The sequence below is a fragment of the Bradyrhizobium sp. HKCCYLRH1030 genome (assembly GCF_051168395.1).
GTDB lineage: Bacteria > Pseudomonadota > Alphaproteobacteria > Rhizobiales > Xanthobacteraceae > Bradyrhizobium.
On the sequence record NZ_JBNPUY010000015.1, the window covers coordinates 20,821 to 38,932 of the forward strand.

General features: G+C 65.4%; 16 protein-coding genes. 11 read left to right on the top strand and 5 right to left on the bottom strand.

Features of this window, described 5'->3' with window-relative positions; all coding sequences use genetic code 11:
- Nucleotides 1-56: 56 nt before the first annotated feature.
- Nucleotides 57-2,000, top strand: a complete 1,944-nt coding sequence (locus ACQR1E_RS30925) for an alkyl/aryl-sulfatase (RefSeq protein ID WP_434897962.1) — start codon at nt 57-59, stop codon at nt 1,998-2,000.
- 46 nt (nt 2,001-2,046) lie between these two features.
- Here the strand turns inward: ACQR1E_RS30925 and ACQR1E_RS30930 are convergent, their stop codons facing one another.
- Nucleotides 2,047-3,117 carry a glycosyltransferase family 4 protein gene (locus ACQR1E_RS30930; RefSeq protein WP_434897963.1) on the bottom strand — a complete coding sequence of 357 codons (1,071 nt, stop codon included), beginning with the start codon at nt 3,115-3,117 and terminating at the stop codon, nt 2,047-2,049.
- A gap of 290 nt (nt 3,118-3,407) precedes the next feature.
- Here ACQR1E_RS30930 and ACQR1E_RS30935 point away from each other — a divergent pair, with 290 nt between their 5' ends.
- From ACQR1E_RS30935 to ACQR1E_RS30950, 4 genes are all read left to right on the top strand, one after another.
- Nucleotides 3,408-5,171 (top strand): ABC transporter ATP-binding protein, encoded by a 1,764-nt coding sequence (locus tag ACQR1E_RS30935; protein ID WP_315754206.1) that lies wholly within the window; start codon nt 3,408-3,410, stop codon nt 5,169-5,171.
- A gap of 72 nt (nt 5,172-5,243) precedes the next feature.
- Entirely contained in the window at nt 5,244-7,445 is a 2,202-nt protein-coding gene (locus ACQR1E_RS30940) for an amylo-alpha-1,6-glucosidase (RefSeq protein WP_434897964.1), read from the top strand.
- Entirely contained in the window at nt 7,442-7,951 is a 510-nt protein-coding gene (locus ACQR1E_RS30945; protein WP_316202304.1) for a PRC-barrel domain-containing protein, read from the top strand. The genes ACQR1E_RS30940 and ACQR1E_RS30945 overlap by 4 nt, the downstream gene beginning before the upstream one ends.
- A 96-nt stretch (nt 7,952-8,047) precedes the next feature.
- Nucleotides 8,048-9,370, top strand: a complete 1,323-nt coding sequence (locus tag ACQR1E_RS30950; protein WP_434897965.1) for an MFS transporter — start codon at nt 8,048-8,050, stop codon at nt 9,368-9,370.
- Nucleotides 9,371-9,383: 13 nt separating this feature from the next.
- Here the strand turns inward: ACQR1E_RS30950 and ACQR1E_RS30955 are convergent, their stop codons facing one another.
- From ACQR1E_RS30955 to fixL, 4 genes are all read right to left on the bottom strand, one after another.
- Entirely contained in the window at nt 9,384-10,088 is a 705-nt protein-coding gene (locus tag ACQR1E_RS30955; RefSeq protein WP_316186886.1) for a helix-turn-helix domain-containing protein, read from the bottom strand.
- A gap of 111 nt (nt 10,089-10,199) precedes the next feature.
- The gene (locus ACQR1E_RS30960) at nt 10,200-10,604 is read right to left on the bottom strand and encodes a response regulator (RefSeq protein WP_315715697.1); all 405 of its coding nucleotides are present in this window, start codon (nt 10,602-10,604) and stop codon (nt 10,200-10,202) included.
- Between the two features lie 77 nt (nt 10,605-10,681).
- On the bottom strand, nt 10,682-11,299 hold the full coding sequence (fixJ, locus tag ACQR1E_RS30965; RefSeq protein WP_316186865.1) for a response regulator FixJ: 618 nt from the start codon (nt 11,297-11,299) through the stop codon (nt 10,682-10,684).
- Entirely contained in the window at nt 11,292-12,815 is a 1,524-nt protein-coding gene (gene fixL / locus ACQR1E_RS30970) for a sensor protein FixL (protein ID WP_434897966.1), read from the bottom strand. The genes fixJ and fixL overlap by 8 nt, the downstream gene beginning before the upstream one ends.
- Nucleotides 12,816-13,077: 262 nt before the next feature.
- Here fixL and ACQR1E_RS30975 point away from each other — a divergent pair, with 262 nt between their 5' ends.
- From ACQR1E_RS30975 to ccoP, 6 genes are all read left to right on the top strand, one after another.
- Complete coding sequence (locus ACQR1E_RS30975; protein ID WP_434897967.1) at nt 13,078-13,911, top strand: universal stress protein; 834 nt, start codon at nt 13,078-13,080, stop codon at nt 13,909-13,911.
- Nucleotides 13,912-13,948: 37 nt separating this feature from the next.
- Nucleotides 13,949-14,374, top strand: a complete 426-nt coding sequence (locus tag ACQR1E_RS30980; protein WP_315715700.1) for a CBS domain-containing protein — start codon at nt 13,949-13,951, stop codon at nt 14,372-14,374.
- Nucleotides 14,375-14,599: 225 nt separating this feature from the next.
- Nucleotides 14,600-16,246 (top strand): cytochrome-c oxidase, cbb3-type subunit I, encoded by a 1,647-nt coding sequence (gene ccoN, locus ACQR1E_RS30985; RefSeq protein ID WP_315715701.1) that lies wholly within the window; start codon nt 14,600-14,602, stop codon nt 16,244-16,246.
- A gap of 10 nt (nt 16,247-16,256) precedes the next feature.
- Nucleotides 16,257-16,991, top strand: coding sequence for a cytochrome-c oxidase, cbb3-type subunit II (gene ccoO, locus ACQR1E_RS30990; protein ID WP_172236801.1), 735 nt, complete (start codon nt 16,257-16,259; stop codon nt 16,989-16,991).
- 17 nt (nt 16,992-17,008) lie between these two features.
- Entirely contained in the window at nt 17,009-17,173 is a 165-nt protein-coding gene (locus ACQR1E_RS30995) for a cbb3-type cytochrome oxidase subunit 3 (RefSeq protein ID WP_315715702.1), read from the top strand.
- A gap of 6 nt (nt 17,174-17,179) precedes the next feature.
- The gene (gene ccoP, locus ACQR1E_RS31000) at nt 17,180-18,052 is read left to right on the top strand and encodes a cytochrome-c oxidase, cbb3-type subunit III (protein ID WP_315715703.1); all 873 of its coding nucleotides are present in this window, start codon (nt 17,180-17,182) and stop codon (nt 18,050-18,052) included.
- Nucleotides 18,053-18,112: the final 60 nt, after the last annotated feature.

Sequence of the window (18,112 nt, forward strand, 5' to 3'; positions counted from 1 at the left end):
CGCTCCGCGATCCCGCGCACTAGCATCGTGCCAACGTCGTTGCGGAGGAAACAGTCATGAGCGCGCCGGTCAGCGGAGATGGCACCAAGGATCCGAAGGAGGCCAGCGCGGCCGTGAGCGCAGCGCAGCAGGCCGTGCTGGAGGCGCTGCCGTTCGGCGACACCGCCGATTTCGATGATGCCGCCCGCGGCTTTCTCGGCACGATCGATCAGGCCAAGGTGACGACGGCGCAGGGGCGCACCGTCTGGAGCCTCGCGCCTTACTACTTCCTTGACGCGGAGCAGGCGCCGCCGACCGTCAATCCCAGCCTGTGGCGGCAGGCGAAGCTCAACATGCATCACGGCCTGTTCGAGGTCGTGCCCGGCGTCTACCAGGTGCGTGGGCTCGACATCGCCAACATGACGCTGATCGAGGGGGACACCGGCGTGATCGTGGTCGACACGCTGACCTCGATCGAGGGCGCGCAGGCCGCATTGGAGCTGTACTACCAGCACCGCGGCGTCAGGCCGGTCACGGCGGTGATGTTCACGCATACCCACACCGATCATTGGGGCGGCGCGCGCGGCGTGGTCGACGACGACGCGATGGCCAGCGGCCGCGTGCCGCTGATCGCGCCGAACCTGTTCATCGAGCATGCGGTCTCCGAGAACATCATCGCCGGCCCTGCGATGCTGCGCCGGGCGCAATATCAGTTCGGGCCGCTGCTCGCGAAGGGGCCGAAGGGCCATGTCGATTGTGGGCTCGGCAAGACCATGGCGGCGGGAGCCGTTGCGCTGCTGCGGCCGACCGACCTGATCATGGCGACCGGGGACACCCGGGTCATCGACGGTCTCACCTTCGAATTCCAGATGGCGCCGAACAGCGAGGCGCCGGCGGAGATGCATTTCTTCGTGCCGCGCTATCGCCTGTTGAACCTCGCCGAGAACTGCACGCACAACTTCCACAACCTGCTGCCGTTTCGCGGCGCCGACGTGCGCGATGCGCTGGCGTGGTCGAAATATCTCGGCGAGGCGCTGCAACTGTGGGGCGGCAAGGCGGAGGTGATGTGCGGCCAGCATCATTGGCCGATATGGGGCGCGAGCCGTGTCGACGGCATGATCCGCGAACAGCGCGATCTCTACAAATTTGCCCACGACCAGACCGTGCGGCTGATGAATCATGGCCTGACCGCAAGTGAGATCGCCGAGCAGATCAGGCTGCCCCGGAGCCTCGAAGGGGCATGGCATGCGCGCGGCTATTACGGCCACATCCGCCACAACGTAAAGGCGATCTACCAGAAATATCTCGGCTGGTATGATGCCAATCCCGTCAATCTCGATCCGCTGCCGCCGGTCGAGGCCGGCCGGAAATACGTCTCCTATATGGGCGGGGCAGAGGCGCTGCTGGCGCGGGCGCGCGCGGACTTTGCCAACGGCGAATTCCGCTTCGTCGCGCAGGTCGTGGGTCATCTCGTCTTCGCCGAGCCGGACAATGCCGAGGCGCGCGCGCTGCTGGCCGACACGCTGGAGCAGCTCGGCTATGCCGCCGAGAGTGCGACCTGGCGCAATGCCTATCTGTTCGGCGCGCAGGAGCTGCGCCAGGGTATGCCGGAGGTTCCGGCTCGGCCCGGCCTGCCGCGCGAGACGCTGGCGGCGCTGCGCACCGAGCAGCTATGGGACGTGCTCGGGGTCAGGCTGAACGGCCCCAAGGCGGAAGGCAAGCATATCGTGCTGAACTGGACGTTCACCGACACCGGCGAGCGCTTCGTGCTCACCTTGCAGAATTGTGCGCTGACCTATGCGGTCGGCGTGCAGGCGTCGACCGCCGATGCGGGGTTCACGCTGGCGCGTTCGACGCTCGATGCGGTCATTGCCAAGGCCACGAGCTTTCCGGAAGCGGTCGCCGCCGGGAAGATCAGCTTCGCGGGCAATCCGATGCGGCTGGCCGAGCTGATGTCGCTGATGGACGAGTTCCCGCGCATGTTCGAGATCGTCGAGCCGAAGCGGGCTGCCGTCACCTGAGATGAGGCGGAGGCCGGGCTCGCCGAACTTGCCCGGCCTCCTCATGCTACTCGGCGCTGCTGACCAGCCGGATGCGCGGCGCAGCGATGTCGATCAGGCTGCGATAGGCCGCGAGATAGTCGAGCGCCATCCGGCGCGCGGTGAAGCGTCGCTCGAACTGCGCGCGCACGCGGGCGCGGCTCAGCTCGGGCAGGCGACTGACGGCCGCGACCGCGCTGAGCTCGTCCTCGACGATGAAGCCGGTCACACCGTCGTCGATCACTTCGGGAACCGAGCCGCGGTTGTAGGCGATCACGGGCGTGCCGCAGGCCATCGATTCGATCATCACCAGGCCGAACGGCTCCGGCCAATCGATCGGCAACAGCAGGCCGAGCGCGCCGGACAGGAACTCCGGCTTCTCGTGATCGCTGATCTCGCCGATGAACTCGACGAGCGGATTGCCGTGGATCAAGGGACGGATCGTCTGCTCATAATAGTCTTGGTCGGCGCGATCGATCTTGGCCGCGATCTTCAGCGGAATCCCGCAGCGCATGGCGATCTTGATGGCACGGTCGACACCCTTTTCCGGGGCGATGCGTCCGAGCACGGCGAGATAGCTCGGCGTCACCGGCTTGGGCATCAGGAGCGTTGCGGGCAGTCCATGCAGCACGGTGCGCACCCAGTTCGCATTCGGCACCGGCCGGCGCTGCGAGTCCGAGATCGAGACGACGGGAACATCCTTGAAGACAGAGAACACCGGCTGGTGCTCCGGAAGATCGAGCCTGCCGTGCAAGGTGGTCAGAAACGGTGTGGGTTGCCGGTGGAACAGGGAGAACGGGTAGTAGTCGAGGTGGAAGTGCAGAATGTCGAACTGTTCGTCGTCGCATTGCTGCCGCACGTTTTCGAGCATCACCATGTGCAGCGCGTTCGGATCCCTCACCGAGCCGTCGAGGCGCAGTGCTTTCGGCCATGTCGGAGAGAGCTTCGCCGAGGTCTGAGAATCTCCGCTGGCGAACAGGGTGACGTCGTGTCCGAGGGCAACGAGCTCTTCGGTCAACCAATGGACGACCCGCTCAGTGCCGCCGTAGAGCTTCGGAGGCACGGCCTCCGTCAATGGAGCTATTTGCGCAATGCGCATCTCATCGTCTCCTGTTCGTGCCCGATCATGGATGAATCCCCCAATGGCACCGGCACTGCCACAGCGGGAACGTTGTCGCATGTGCGAAGTTCCATTCACGCGATCACTCTTTCTTCGACACAACGTGTTCCGTGCCGTCTCATTGATGCCATCCCCGCTCTCCAACGCTGCTGCCTCGGCATCGTCGGAGGGCAGGTTGCGCCGCGAAGGCGCACGGAACCCGAGAAACCGTTCGTCGTTCATCTGCCGCATCAGGTGTCGCCACGACCTCGCTCATCAACGGGAAGACCATGGATCAGCTTTCTGGCTACGCGCACCGACCCTTTCCCTTCGTGATGCGCTATCTGCGCAAGCGCCCCACCGCCCACCTCGTAATTCTGATGGCCGTCATCGGTGCGGTTGCCTGTTCGGTAGGCACGCAATATGGCGTGAAATCGCTCGTCGACAGCCTCTCGGCAGGGCCTGCGGGCGGCGGCAACGTCTGGGCCGCGTTCGTGCTGCTGATGGCGCTGATCGCGACCGACAACATTCTTTGGCGTGTCGCCAGCTGGATCGCGAGCTTCACCTTCGTCCGTGTCACCGGAGATCTCCGGCGCGACATCTTCCGTCATCTCACCGGGCATTCGCCGAGCTATTTCGGCGACCGTTTGCCCGGCATGCTGTCGAGCCGCATCACGGCGACGTCGAACGCCGTGTTCACCGTGGAGAACATGTTCGTCTGGAACGTCTTGCCGCCATGCCTCGCCACGGTCGCGGCGATCTGCCTGATCGGAACCGTGAGCGGCCCGATGGCCATCGGCCTGCTGCTGATCGCGGCGATGATGGTGGCGGCGATGTTCCGTCTGGCGGCCGCCGGCAAGCCGCTGCATGACGATTTCGCCGACAAGGCGGCCATGGTCGACGGCGAGATGGTCGACGTGATCTCGAACATGCCGCTGGTGCGCGCGTTCTGCGGCCTGCGCCACGAGCACGACCGGTTCGACGCGACGGTCGACAGGGAGTTGGAGGCACGCGGGCGCAGTCTCCGCTACCTCGAGAAGCTGCGCATTCTGCACGCGACGGTGACGATCGTGCTGACGATCGCGCTCATGGCGTGGGCGATCTCGCTGTGGCAGCGGGGCGGGGCGACGACCGGCGACGTCGTGCTGGTCTGCACGCTCGGCCTCTGCATTCTCAACGCGACGCGGGATCTGGCGGTGGCGCTGGTCGATGTCACCCAGCACGTGGCGCGCATGAGCGAGGCGATCGCGACCCTGCTGCAGCCGCACGAGCTGCGCGATGACCCGCAGGCCGAGCCGCTGGTCAAGAGCGGTGCGGCCATCGCCTTCGACAACATCACCTTCCACTATCCTGGCGGTCACAAGCTGTTCGAGAATTTCACGCTGCGCCTGCAGCCGGGCCAGCGCGTGGGCCTGGTTGGACAGTCCGGCGGCGGCAAGTCGAGCCTGTTCACGCTGCTGCAACGGTTCTATGATCCGCAAGCCGGGCATATCACGATCGACGGCCAGGACATCGCCAAGGTCACCCAGCAGAGCCTGCGCGAGGCGATCTCGGTGGTTCCGCAGGACATCTCGCTGTTTCATCGCTCCATTCTGGAGAACATTCGCTACGGACGTCCGAGTGCGACCGACGACGAGGTGTTGCGGGCGGCGATCGCGGCGCGCTGCGACTTCGTCGAGACGCTGCCGGAGGGATTGCAGACAATGGTCGGGGATCGCGGCGTCAAGCTTTCGGGCGGGCAGCGCCAGCGCATCGCGATCGCGCGCGCCTTCCTCAAGGATGCGCCGATCCTTCTGCTCGACGAGGCCACCGCCGCGCTCGACAGCGAGTCCGAGGAGGCCATACGTGAGGCGTTGAGTCGTCTGATGCGCGGCCGCACCGTCATTGCGATCGCGCATCGCCTTGCGACCTTGCGGAATTTTGACCGCGTGGTGGTGCTGAAATCGGGCAGGATCATCGAGGACGGAGCGCCTGACCGGCTGATGCAGGACGAGGGCCCGTATCGTGAGCTCGTCACCCAGGAGATGAACCGGCTCGCCAAGTTCGCCGCCTGATCGTAGCGTCGGGTCGCGTCGAGAACGTGCACTCTCGGTTGTCTGGGCACTTCAACATCGCATGAGGCCAACATGTCCGCCGAAGTCGCAAGCACACTGTCGTTGATCACCCAGACGGACGAGCTTGTCGAGCAGCCGTTCTATATTCCCATGACGGGGCCGGCGTCCCGGCCGCGGCGCTCGCTCAAGCACGACGATACGTTCATCGTCCTCGACGGCCATGGCGACATCGGCGCCTCGGCCGGCGGACCGGACGGTCTCTTCAACGCCGATACGCGCTATCTCGCGCGGCTCGAATTGACGCTGGACGACGTTCAGCCCCTGCTGCTCGGCTCGAGCCTGCGCGACGACAACTCCGCGCTGACCGTCGATCTCACCAATCCCGACATCTACAGCCAGGGCCGCCTGGTGCTGCCGAAGGATATGCTGCACATCGTGCGCACGATCTTTCTCTGGCATGGCACGGCCTATCAGCGCATCGGGCTGCAGAACCATGGCGATCGCCATGCCAGCTTCGATCTCAAGCTGACATTCGACAATGATTTTGCCGACCTTTTCGAGGTGCGAGGCACCGTGCGGCCGCGGCGCGGCATCGGCTCGAGCCGGCTGGTGGACCCGTCCGAGGTGGTCCTGCACTATCGCGGCCTGGACAATGTCCTGCGCACCACCGACGTGAGCTTCGATCCGCGTCCGACGCATCTCACCGTCAATGTCGCAACCTATCATTTCGACCTTGCCCCGCAGGAATCGGCCTCGCTGTTCGTGGCCGTGATGTGCAACGCCAAGGCCGGCGAGCGGCCCCGGCCCTTCTTCCGCAGCCTGCTCGCCCATCGCCGAGAGATGCGCCGATGCACCGTTGGCGCCGCCAGCATCGAGACCTCCAACGACATCCTCAACGAGGTGCTGTGCCAGGCAGCGGCCGATCTGAACATCCTGATGACGGATACGCCGGAGGGGCGTTATCCCTATGCCGGCATTCCCTGGTATTCGACCACATTCGGTCGCGACGGGCTGATCACCGCGATGCAGATGCTGTGGGTCGATCCGCGCATTGCCCGCGGCGTCCTGCGCCGGCTCGCCGTGCATCAGGCGCGCACGACCGATCCGCTGTCCGATGCCGAGCCCGGCAAGATCCTGCACGAGATGCGCGGCGGCGAGATGGCGGCGCTGCGTGAGGTGCCGTTCGGCTGCTATTATGGCAGCGTCGATTCCACGCCGCTGTTCGTGCTGCTCGCCGGGCTTTATATCGAGCGCACCGGCGACATCGACACCCTGAGGGAGTTATGGCCGGCGATCGAGCTGGCGTTGCGCTGGATCGACGGCCCCGGCGATCCCGATCGCGATGGCTTCGTGGAATATCAGCGCGCCTCGGAGCAGGGTCTCGCCAACCAGGGCTGGAAGGACTCCTACGACGCGGTGTTCCATGCCGATGGACGTCTCGCGGAAGGTTACATCGCGCTTGCGGAGGTGCAGGGCTATGTGTTTGCCGGCAAGCAGCTGGCGGCGCGTTGCGCCCGTCGGCTCGGAAAGGCCGAGATGGCGGACCGGCTCCAGGCCGAGGCCGCTGATCTCGCGGAACGGTTCGAGGACGCCTTCTGGTGCGAGGATCTGAACACCTATGCGCTCGCGCTCGACGGCCACAAGCAGCCCTGCCGCGTCCGGACGTCCAACGCCGGGCAGCTGCTGTTCAGCGGCATGGTGCGCGAGGATCGCGCCCGCAAGCTTGCCGCCGAACTGCTGCGGCCGCATTTCTTCTCGGGCTGGGGCATCCGCACCGTGGCCTGCGGCGAAGCGCGCTACAATCCGATGTCCTATCACGACGGATCGATCTGGCCGCACGACAATGCGCTGATTGCGCTCGGCCTGTCGCGCTATGGCCTCAAGCATGCGGTCGAGCAGGTGTTCGGCGGCCTGTTCGAAGCGGCGTCCTACATGGATCTGCGCCGGCTGCCGGAGCTGTTCTGCGGCTTCCGGCGCGAGAAGCATCGCGGCCCGACGCTCTATCCGGTGGCCTGCGCGCCGCAGGCCTGGGCCAGCGCGACGCCGTTCACCTTGCTCGAGGCGGCGCTCGGGCTCGAGTTCGACGCCGCGCGCGGCGAGATCCGTCTGCGCAATCCGCGGCTGCCCGCCTTCCTGGACTGGGTGGTGCTGCGCGATCTCAGGCTCGGCAGCTCCACGATCGACCTGCGCATTCGCCGCCATGGCGAGGACATCTCCATGGAGGTGCTGCGGCGGCGCGGTCAGATCCAGGTCTCGCTGGTGCTGGCGCAATGATGGCGTTGAAACCCGCTCTCCACCGAGCTGCTTGCGGCTGTCTCGTCACGCTGCCGTTGCTCCTCGGTCCGTATGTCGGCGACGGGCATGCGCAGCAGCCGTCGCCGGCACCGCCTGCCAAGGATGCCGCGGCGCCCGCGAAGGAGCCGGCACCACCGCCCTCGGTCACCATCCTCGGCGCGCGCGATGCGCATGGCGTGCTCGGTCGCGACGTGCGCAGCTCGACCGGCGAGGACATGGGCCACATCGTCGACGTCATCGTCGATCTCACCGGCACGGTGCGCGCCGCGGTGATCGATTTCGGCGGCTTCCTCGGCGTCGGCAGCCGCAAGATCGTGGTCGACTGGACCGCGCTCGATTTCAAGCACATCGCCGAGAAGAGCGACCAGGTCACGCTCGACCTCACCAAGGAGCAGGTGAAGGCCGCGCCCGAATACAAGGAGGACAAGCCCGTCGTCGTGCTCGGCGCGTCCGGCAAGCTGTCTCCCTGGGATTTCGATCATTGAGTTGATGCGTGAGATTGCCGGTCCGGCCTGCGCGTGCAGCGGAACACGGTGGGGATGTTCTGTCCCGTCCGCCTCATGAGTTGAGATGTGAACGCCATGCCGATTGCACGGCCGTCGAGATCGCCTGACCGGGAGCCCGAGCCTGACGGCGCGGCAGAGGCGGGCGCGCGTCCGGATGCCGGGGAGGATCATGGCCAGACTTCAAGACCAGCGCCGTCGCGGCAGAGCCTGCACGGGCTGGATTGGTTCATCTTCTTCCTGGCCGACGTGCAGACCGGCTTCGGTCCCTTCATCGCGGTCTATCTGACGACGCAGAAATGGACGCAGGCCCAGATCGGCCTGGTGCTGTCGATCGGCGGCATCGTCGGGCTGATCGGGCAGATGCCGGGCGGCGCGATCATCGATGCGGCCAGATCCGAGCGCCGCGTCGCCGGTCTTGCCATCGCGACCATCGGCTGCTGCGCGCTGGCCTATGCCGCTTGGCCGATCTTTCCCGTGGTCGCGGGTGCCGCGACGTTGCATGCGGCGGCGAGCTGCGTGCTGGGCCCTGCGATCGCGGCGATCAGCCTCGGCCTGGTCGGGCCGCGCGGCATGGCGGAGCGGCTCGGCCGCAATGCGCGGTTCGCGTCGCTCGGCAATGGCGTGGCTGCGGCCGTGATGGGCACCTGCGGCTATCTGCTGTCCAGCCGCGCCGTGTTCCTGGTCACCTTCATTCTCGCCTTTCCGACGCTGATCGCGTTGTCGCGCATCCGCGAGCGCGAGATCGACGTCGCGCGGGCGCACGGCCGAGCCCATCACGAGGACAAGGAGGTCGCGCGGCTGTCGAATCTGCTCGGCCTGCTGCGCCAGCGCGCGCTGCTCGTGTTCGCGCTCGGCGTGTTCCTGCTGCAGCTCGCCAATGCGGCGATGCTGCCGCTGATGGCCGGCGTGGTGACGACGAAATCGAGCGAATGGGCGCCGATGCTGATCGCGTTCTGCATCGTGGTGCCGCAGGCGATCGTGGCGCTGACCTCGCCCTCGGTCGGCGCGGTCGCGCAGCAATGGGGCCGCAGGCCGCTGCTGATGCTGGGGTTTGCCGCGCTCGCGATGCGCGGCGCGCTGTTCGCGGTCGTGCACGATCCCTACGTGCTGGTGGCGGTGCAGATCTTCGACGGCGTCACGGCGGCCGTGTTCGCCGTCATGATTCCGCTGACGGTGGCCGACGTCGCCTTCGGCAGCGGGCATTTCAATCTGGCGCAGGGAATCGTCGGGACGGCGTCCGGGATCGGCGGATCGCTGTCCACCGTCGTCGCCGGCTTCGCCAGCGACCGTTACGGCAGCGCCACCGCCTTCATGGGTCTGTCAGGCGTGGCGCTGACAGGTCTTCTCTTGATCGCGCTGCTGATGCCGGAGACCGGGCAGCGCGAGCGCAGGGCGTGAACGGGCAGGGCGCTCAGGCGTCCATGCTGCGCAGGCGCTGACGGTTGCGCAGCACGATCTGGCGGGCACCGGAGAAGCCGAGAACGCCCTGGCTGTGCAACTGCGACAGCGCGCGCGACACGGTCTCCAGGGTCAGGCCGAGATAGTCGCCGATATCGCGGCGGCACATCGGCAGCGCCATCATGCCGGCGACGGCGAGGCGGCGGTCCATCTCGAGCAGGAAGGTCGCGACGCGCTCCATCGCAGTCTTGCGTCCCAGCAGCAGCATGTGGTCCTCGGCATGGCGGAGATCGCCGGCCGTCATGGTCCAGAGCTTGCGGGCGACCGCGACGTCGACGCCTGCTGCCTGTTCGAGGCTGCGGCGCTTCACCAGGCGCACGGTGGTATCGATGATGGCCTCGGCGGCGAGGCGATGCATGGAGCCGAATTCGAGGCCGAAAACGTCACCGGGAAGATGGAAGGCGCCGATCTGGCGGCGGCCGTCGGAGAGCAGCTTGTAGCTGCGAACGGCGCCGGAAATCACTTGGTAGACGTATTCGGCCGGCTCGTCCTCGCCATAGATCTCCTCGTCCTTCTTGTAGGAGAACTCGCTGGCGATGAGCCCGGCATGGCCGGTGATCTCGGCAAAGGGATTGGCGGCAGGAGAGACGACAGCAGAGGGGACGGCGTGGGGGGCGTTGGTGTTGACGACCGAATTGGTAATCGACTGATTGAGCATGACCATCTCCTTGCGGCGGATGGCGATGTGGTACACGGCGGCTCCCGTTAAGGACATTTCGGCCGTTATCTTAAGGGGGGTTCCTTACGTAGATATACGTAGCCGGCCCGCTCAGGAGACCCGCTGGGCGGTACCCGAATGGTCGTTGGCGATCGCCTTGCGGATCCGCTTCACCAGATTGTCGTCGAGCAACGGCTTGAGCAGGAAATCCTGGATCCCGACGGCCGCCGCGCGCGCCGCAAGCCGGTCATCGTAGTGCCCCGTGATCAGCACCACCGGCGCGGTCGCCCCCTGCTTGCGCAACCGTTCGGCGAGCTCGACGCCGTTGATCTCCGGCATCTTGTAGTCGACCACGAAGCAGTCGACGGGCGCGTGGTCCGAGGCCTTGAGCAGTGCGGTGCCGCTGCGAAACGTGCGCACGTCGAAGCCATCGGCCTCCAGCAGGAAGCGCAGCGAGCCGAGGACGTCAGCATCGTCGTCGGCTACGTAGACCGTAGGTTTTGTGTGAGCCGACATCGCACGTGCCGCGAGAATGTGATGTTGAACCGAGGCGCAAGATAACACTCGATTCTGTCAAGGTAGCTTGATCTAGCTCAATCCTTCAGCGCACCTGCGCGCATCGCCAGACGCACCAGCTCGGAGAGGCTGTTCGCTCCCATCTTGGTCATCACGTTGGCCCTGTAGACCTCGATGGTGCGCGGACTGATGTCGTATTCGCGCGCGATCAGCTTGTTGGAGAGACCGGCCATCAGTCCATCCATCACCTGGCGCTCCCGGGGGCTCAGGCTGGCGACGCGCGCCAGGATGTCTTGCGTGACCGATTCGTTCTTCGCGGCCGGCTCGGCCTGCTGGATTGCCGTTTCGATCATGGCGACCAGTCGCTCGTCCTCGAACGGCTTCTCCAGAAAATCGACCGCGCCGAGCTTCATCGCCTCGACCGCGAGCGGCACGTCGCCATGGCCGGTCATCACCAGGATCGGAAAGCTGCTGCCGGCGGCCTTCATGCGCTTGAGCAGCTCGATGCCGTCGATGCCGGGCATCCGCACGTCCGAGACGACGCAGCCGAAAGGGAGCATCGGCAGTCGGCCGAGGAAGATCTCCGCGTTCTCGAACAGCGTGACGTCAAAGCCTGATGAATCGAGCAGGAAGTTGAGCGAATCCCGCATCGCCTCGTCGTCGTCGATCACATAGACCTTGGCCCGTTCAGCCATCGTGCTCAACCTTGGTTGGGGCTGCCGGCAGGGTGAAGCGGAACGTCGCGCCTCCCGCTTCGTTGTTCTCGGCCCACATGCGCCCGCCATGGGCCTCGATGATGGACCGGCTGATCGAGAGGCCGACTCCCATTCCGGTGTCCTTGGTGGTGAAGAAGGTCTTGAAGAGATTGGGCATGACGTCGTCGTGGAATCCCGTTCCGGTGTCGGATACCGAGACCTCGATCGAGTCGTCGCTGAGTCTGCAATTTGTCGCACTGAGCTCGCGGCGTTCGGAATGAGACATCGCCTCGAGTCCATTGCGGAACAGATTGACCAGGACCTGCTGGATCTGGACCCGGTCGGCGAGCACGAGATCGGCCTCCGGATTGAGTTGGAAGCGCAACTGGACGTTCTGCTCGCGGGCGCCGGAAAGGCCGAGGGCGCCGGCTTCCTCGATCAGCTTCGACAGGCTCTCGACCCGCTTCTCCGATTCGCCGCGCGAGACGAAATCGCGCAGACGGCGGATAATCTGGCCGGCGCGAATCGCCTGCTCGGCGGCGCGGTCCATCGCGCTCTCGATCTTGGGCGTGTTCGGATCACTGCTGCCGGCCAGCAGCCGGCGCGAGCCTTTCATGTAATTGCTGATCGCGGCGAGCGGCTGGTTGAGCTCATGCGCCAGCGCCGAGGCCATCTCGCCCATGGCGCTGAGGCGCGACACGTGGACCAGTTCCGACTGCAGTTCCCGCAGCCGTGCCTGGGTCTGCTGGTGCTCGGTGAGATCATGGGCGAAGCCGGTGAAATAGGGCTTGCCGCCGGACTGCATCTCGCCGATCGACAGATGCATCGGGAATGTCGTGCCGTCGCGGCGGCGGCCGGTCACGATGCGGCCGATGCCGATGATGCGGCGCTCGCGGCTGGCATGGTAGCGGGTGAGGTAGCCGGCATGGCGCGAGCGGTCCGGCTCGGGCATCAATTCGCTGACGTCAAGGCCGACCGCTTCTGCCTCGGTGAGGCCGAACATCCGCTCCGCCGCGGAGCTGAAGAACTGGATGGTGCCGCTGCCGTCGATCACGATCATCGCGTCCGGCACGGTGTCCAGGATCGAGCGGAAATGCTGCTCGCGCAGCCGCAGCGTCTCCTCCAGCCGCTTCTCCTGGTCGATGTCGAGGGCGATGCCGCGCAGATGATGCGGCGCGCCGGCCTCGTCGGGGACCACGCCGGCAAGCACGCGAATCCAGTGGCCGCCGCCGGACACTCTGAACGACATGTCGAACCCGGTGCTCCGATGGCGCGAATCCTCGATCGCCGCCTCGACCGGCGCGCGATCCTCGGGCGCGAGCAGCGCCAGGAAGGACCCGTAGGTCACCGGCTGATCGGCCGCCACGCCGAACAGCTTCCGCGTCGTCACCGACCAGTAGAACTCGCCCGAGGCCAGATCGAGATCCCACGCGCCGAAGCCCAGCCTCCGAGCGTCCTCGGGAGCGTCGTCGAGCCTGGCGGATGCATCCGGGAAGGGGTGGGTGAAGTCGCGCAATTCGAGGCCTTTGATCGATTCGCCGTTGTCCGATTCGCCGCAGCCGGGAGGCCGACCACCGCGGTATCCTATACCAGATTGCGCCCCTGCAACCCGGCCCGACTTAAACTTTGGTTCGACAATTCAAGGCTTTCTCCGATCCTGGGCCGGGTTCCAACGGTGTCCTGCCGCCCGTGCTTCACCGCCGCACCTTGATCTATCTCATCACGGCAGGCGATTTCACCTCTAAGAGTTGCATGGAAGCAATGTTTGGAGAGGCGGGATGACGTGGGCGACTGTCATGGTGAGCCTTGCGCTCGGTCAGCCGAATGAGGCCCGCCTTCAGGTCGCGGCCGACTTGGCGGCGCGCTTTGACGCAGGTGTCATCGGCGTGGCGGCCGGGGAATTCGCGCCGCCGCTCTACTTCACGACCGGCGAGCAGGCGCAGGATCTGATCGAGCAGGGTGAGGCCGCGCTGCGGAATCGACTGGCCGAGCTCGAGCAGCAGTTCCGCACCGCAGTGGGTGACCGGGCTGCGTCGTTGAGCTGGCGCAGCGCCGTGGATTTCCCCGCGCGCTACGTGCTGGCGCAGGCCCGTGCCGCCGACATTCTCGTCACCGGCGGCGTGCCGCCCGGGGTGTCCGATGCGTTCGCGGTCGCCAATCCCAAGGATCTCGTCATGCAGGCCGGGCGCCCGCTGCTCGTGGTGCCGGACAACGCCAGTTCGCTCGATCTCGGGACCGTGCTGGTGGCCTGGAAGGAGACACCGGAGGCGCGCCGCGCTTTGACCGATGCTCTGCCGCTGCTCGCCAAGGCGAGCGGCGTCGTGGTCGCCGAGATCCCGGAGACCGCCTCGGAATATGACGCCTGCGCGGCGCGTCTTGCGGACGTCGTCGCATGGCTCGGCCGTCACAAGATCGTCGCATCGGCGCGCGTCGCGGAACCGGGGCAGGGGCGCAACGTTGCGGCTACGCTCGACGCCGTCGCCGCCGATGTTTCGGCCGGTCTCGTCGTGGCGGGCGCCTATGGCCATTCCCGATTCCGCGAGCTCGTGCTCGGCGGGGTCACCGAGCATCTGATGACGCGCAGCGAGCGTTGCGTTCTGCTGTCGCACTGAAATTCGACCCGCTCCATTCGAGAACAGGATTGCCGCCTTGTACAGATTTCTCGAGGAAACCGCCGGCAACTACATGACGCGGAACGTCACGACCGTGACCCGGGAGACGACGATCCGCGAGCTCGGCGAGATGTTCGACCGCGACGATTTCAACACCTACCCCGTCGTCGAGAACGACGAGGTGATCGGCATCGTCACCAAGTTCGACGTGCTGAAATGCTTTGCCTTCACGCCGAATCAGATGCTGCCGCGCTACAGCGACCTGATGAACCGGACGGTCGCCGACGTGATGACGTCCGAGTTCATCTACGTCCGGCCGGATACGAAGCTGACGCGCGTGCTGCAGCTGATGGTCGAGCATCGCATCCGCAGCCTTCCCGTGACCGATGCCGACAACCGCGTGGTCGGGATCGTCGCCCGCGAGGACATCGTGCGAGCGCTGGCGGCTGCCGCCAAGGATTGAGCGCGGCGCGCTGAGTCCGAAGCCTGCTACGAACGTCTAATGACGGCCGGCATGCATCGCTGCATGCCGGCCGTCGCCGTGTCTGCGAGCGAAACCGCGTCGGGCCGCGTCGTCGTGCAACACTCCGCCTGTTTACCGGCGAACTGGTCGCAAAGTTGATTTCGATCAATTCCACGTGTGAACGATTGTGGTTGCTGGGCTCGTGTTCTTTCAGCGAGATTCCGCATGAGCGCGTCCTCATCCACAAAATCCATGACCATCGGCGAAAGTGGCTTGTCGCTCACTTTTGCCGTCACCGCCTTCCTGTGCGTCTTCGCTGCGGCGAAGGCACTGGATACGGCCTTCGCGTTCCACGCCTCGCTCGCGGCTGCCGCCAGCGCGGCGTCCGTCTTCTTCATCCTCAACCGCTACTTCGAGCGCCGCGAGCTGCCTCCGCAGGAGATCAATGGTCGGCCGAACTACAATCTCGGTCCGATCAAGTTCGCCTCGTTCATGTCGATGTTCTGGGGCATCGCCGGCTTCACGGTCGGCCTCATCATCGCCTCGCAACTGGCCTGGCCCGCGCTGAACTTCGACCTGCCATGGACCAGCTTCGGCCGCCTGCGGCCGCTGCATACCTCGGCGGTGATCTTCGCCTTCGGCGGCAACGTGCTGCTGGCGACGTCGTTCTACGTCGTGCAGCGGACCTGCCGCGTGCGTCTCGCCGGTGATCTCGCGCCCTGGTTCGTGGTGATCGGCTACAACTTCTTCATCCTGATCGCGGGCACGGGCTATCTGCTCGGTGTCACCGAGGGCAAGGAGTACGCCGAGCCCGAATGGTACTCGGATCTTTGGCTGACGATCGTCTGGGTAGTCTACCTGCTGGTCTTCCTGACGACGATCATCAAGCGCAAGGAGCCGCACATCTTCGTGGCGAACTGGTTCTATCTTGCCTTCATCGTCACGATCGCGGTTCTGCACCTCGGCAACAATCCGGCGCTTCCGGTGTCGCTGTTCGGCTCCAAGTCCTACATCGCCTGGGGTGGCGTGCAGGATGCGATGTTCCAGTGGTGGTACGGCCACAACGCGGTCGGCTTCTTCCTGACCGCCGGCTTCCTGGCCATCATGTACTACTTCATCCCGAAGCGGGCTGAGCGTCCGATCTACTCGTATCGGCTGTCGATCATCCACTTCTGGGCGCTGATCTTCCTCTACATCTGGGCCGGCCCGCACCATCTGCACTATACGGCGCTGCCGGACTGGACGCAGACCCTGGGCATGACCTTCTCGATCATGCTGTGGATGCCCTCCTGGGGCGGCATGATCAACGGCCTGATGACCCTGTCGGGAGCGTGGGACAAGCTGCGGACGGACCCCGTGCTGCGCATGCTGGTCGTCTCGGTCGCCTTCTACGGCATGTCGACCTTCGAAGGTCCGATGATGTCGATCAAGGTGGTCAACTCGCTCAGCCACTACACCGACTGGACCATCGGTCACGTGCACTCCGGTGCGCTCGGCTGGGTCGGCTTCGTCTCCTTCGGCGCGCTGTACTGCCTGGTGCCGTGGATCTGGAACCGCAAGGGTCTCTATAGCCTCAAGCTCGTGAACTGGCACTTCTGGACGGCCACGCTGGGCATCGTGCTCTACATCTCCGCGATGTGGGTCTCGGGCATCCTGCAGGGTCTGATGTGGCGGTCCTACACGGCGCTCGGCTTCCTCGAATACTCGTTCATCGAGACCGTCGAGGCGATGCACCCCTTCTACATCATCCGTGCCGCTGGTGGCGCACTGTTCCTGATCGGCTCACTCATCATGGCCTACAATCTCTGGATGACGGTCCGTGTCGGTGAGGAAGAAGTTCAGTCGCCCGTCGCCCTTCAGCCGGCGGAGTGAGGTATCAACCATGTCTTTCTGGCAACGACACCAAGTCTTCGAGAAGAACTCGATCATCCTGGTCATCGGCATCCTGCTGGTGATCGCGATCGGCGGCCTCGTCGAGATCACTCCGCTCTTCTACCTGAAGAGCACGATCGAGGCGGTCGACGGCGTGCGTCCCTATACGCCGCTCGAGCTGGCCGGCCGCAACATCTACGTCCGCGAGGGCTGCTATCTCTGCCATTCGCAGATGGTTCGTCCGCTGCGCGACGAAGTGGAACGCTACGGCCACTTCTCGCTCGCCGCGGAGAGCATGTACGACCATCCGTTCCAGTGGGGCTCCAAGCGTACGGGTCCTGACCTCGCCCGCGTCGGCAACAAGTACTCCGACGACTGGCATGTCACCCACCTGACCAACCCGCGCGCCATCGTCCCGCAATCGATCATGCCCGGCTATCCCTTCCTGAAGGAGACCGAGCTGAACGCCGACAACGTCGCCGATCACCTGAAGACGCTGCGGGCGGTGGGTGTGCCCTACACCGACGACCAGATCGCCAACGCCGCCGCCGACCTCAAGGCGCAGGTCGATCCGGACGGTGCCGGTGCCGAGGCGCTCACCAAACGCTATCCGAAGGCGGTGGTGCGCAACTTCGACGGCAAGGCGGGTGCGCCGACCGAGATGGATGCGCTGGTAGCGTATCTGCAAATGCTCGGCACCTTGGTCGACTTCAAGATCTACAACGAAAAAGCCAATCTGCGCTGAGATCAGAGGCGAACATCATGAAGCCCATCATTGCAGTCGAAAACATCGCGTCGTCACTCGTGACGACGCTGTGGACCCCGATCTTCGTCGCGATCTTCATCGCGATCGTGACCTATGCCCTCTGGCCTCGCAACAAGGCCGCTTTCGACGAGGCGGCGAGCATGCCGTTGCGGGAGGATTGATTCATCATGGCTGACCATACCGAAGTCGACAGTGTCTCCGGCACCCCCACCACCGGCCACGCCTGGGACGGCATCAAGGAGCTCAACACCCCGCTGCCGCGGTGGTGGGTGATCACCTTCTACATCACCATCGTCTGGGCGATCGGCTACTGGATCGTGTATCCGGCCTGGCCGACCATCTCCAGCAACACCCAGGGCCTGTTCGGCTACTCGTCCCGTGCGGACGTGGCGGTCGAGCTTGCCAATCTCGAGAAGATCCGCGGCGCCAAGATGGCCGCGCTCGCGACCGCCTCGCTCGCCGACATCGAGAAGGATCCGGCGATGCTGGCCCTGGCGCGCGCCAAGGGCAAGACGGTGTTCGGCGACAATTGCGCCGCCTGCCACGGGACCGGCGCGGCCGGCGCGAAGGGCTTCCCGAACCTGAACGACGACGACTGGCTGTGGGGCGGCTCGCTGGAGCAGATCCAGCAGACCCTGCTGTACGGCGTGCGCTCGGGTCACCCGAAGACGCGTGAGGGCCAGATGCTCGCCTTCGGCAAGGACGGTGTCCTGAAGCCGGCGGAGATCGTCACGGTCGCCAACTACGTTCGGGAGCTGGCGGGCCTGCCGACCCGGCCGGGTTATGACGCCAAGGCCGGCGCCAAGGTCTTCGCCGAGAACTGCGCGGCCTGCCATGGCGACAACGCCAAGGGCAATCCGGAGCTCGGCGCGCCGAACCTCACCGACAAGATCTGGCTGTACGGCTCCGACGAGGCGACCCTGATCGAGACCATCACCAATGGTCGCGCCGGCGTCATGCCGGCCTGGGAGGGCCGTCTCGACCCGACCACGATCAAGGCGATGGCGGTCTATGTCCACTCGCTGGGTGGCGGAAAGTAACGGAAATCCAACGGAACTTTCCCTTCAATTGAGCTGGATCAACTGAGCGGCCGGAGGTGG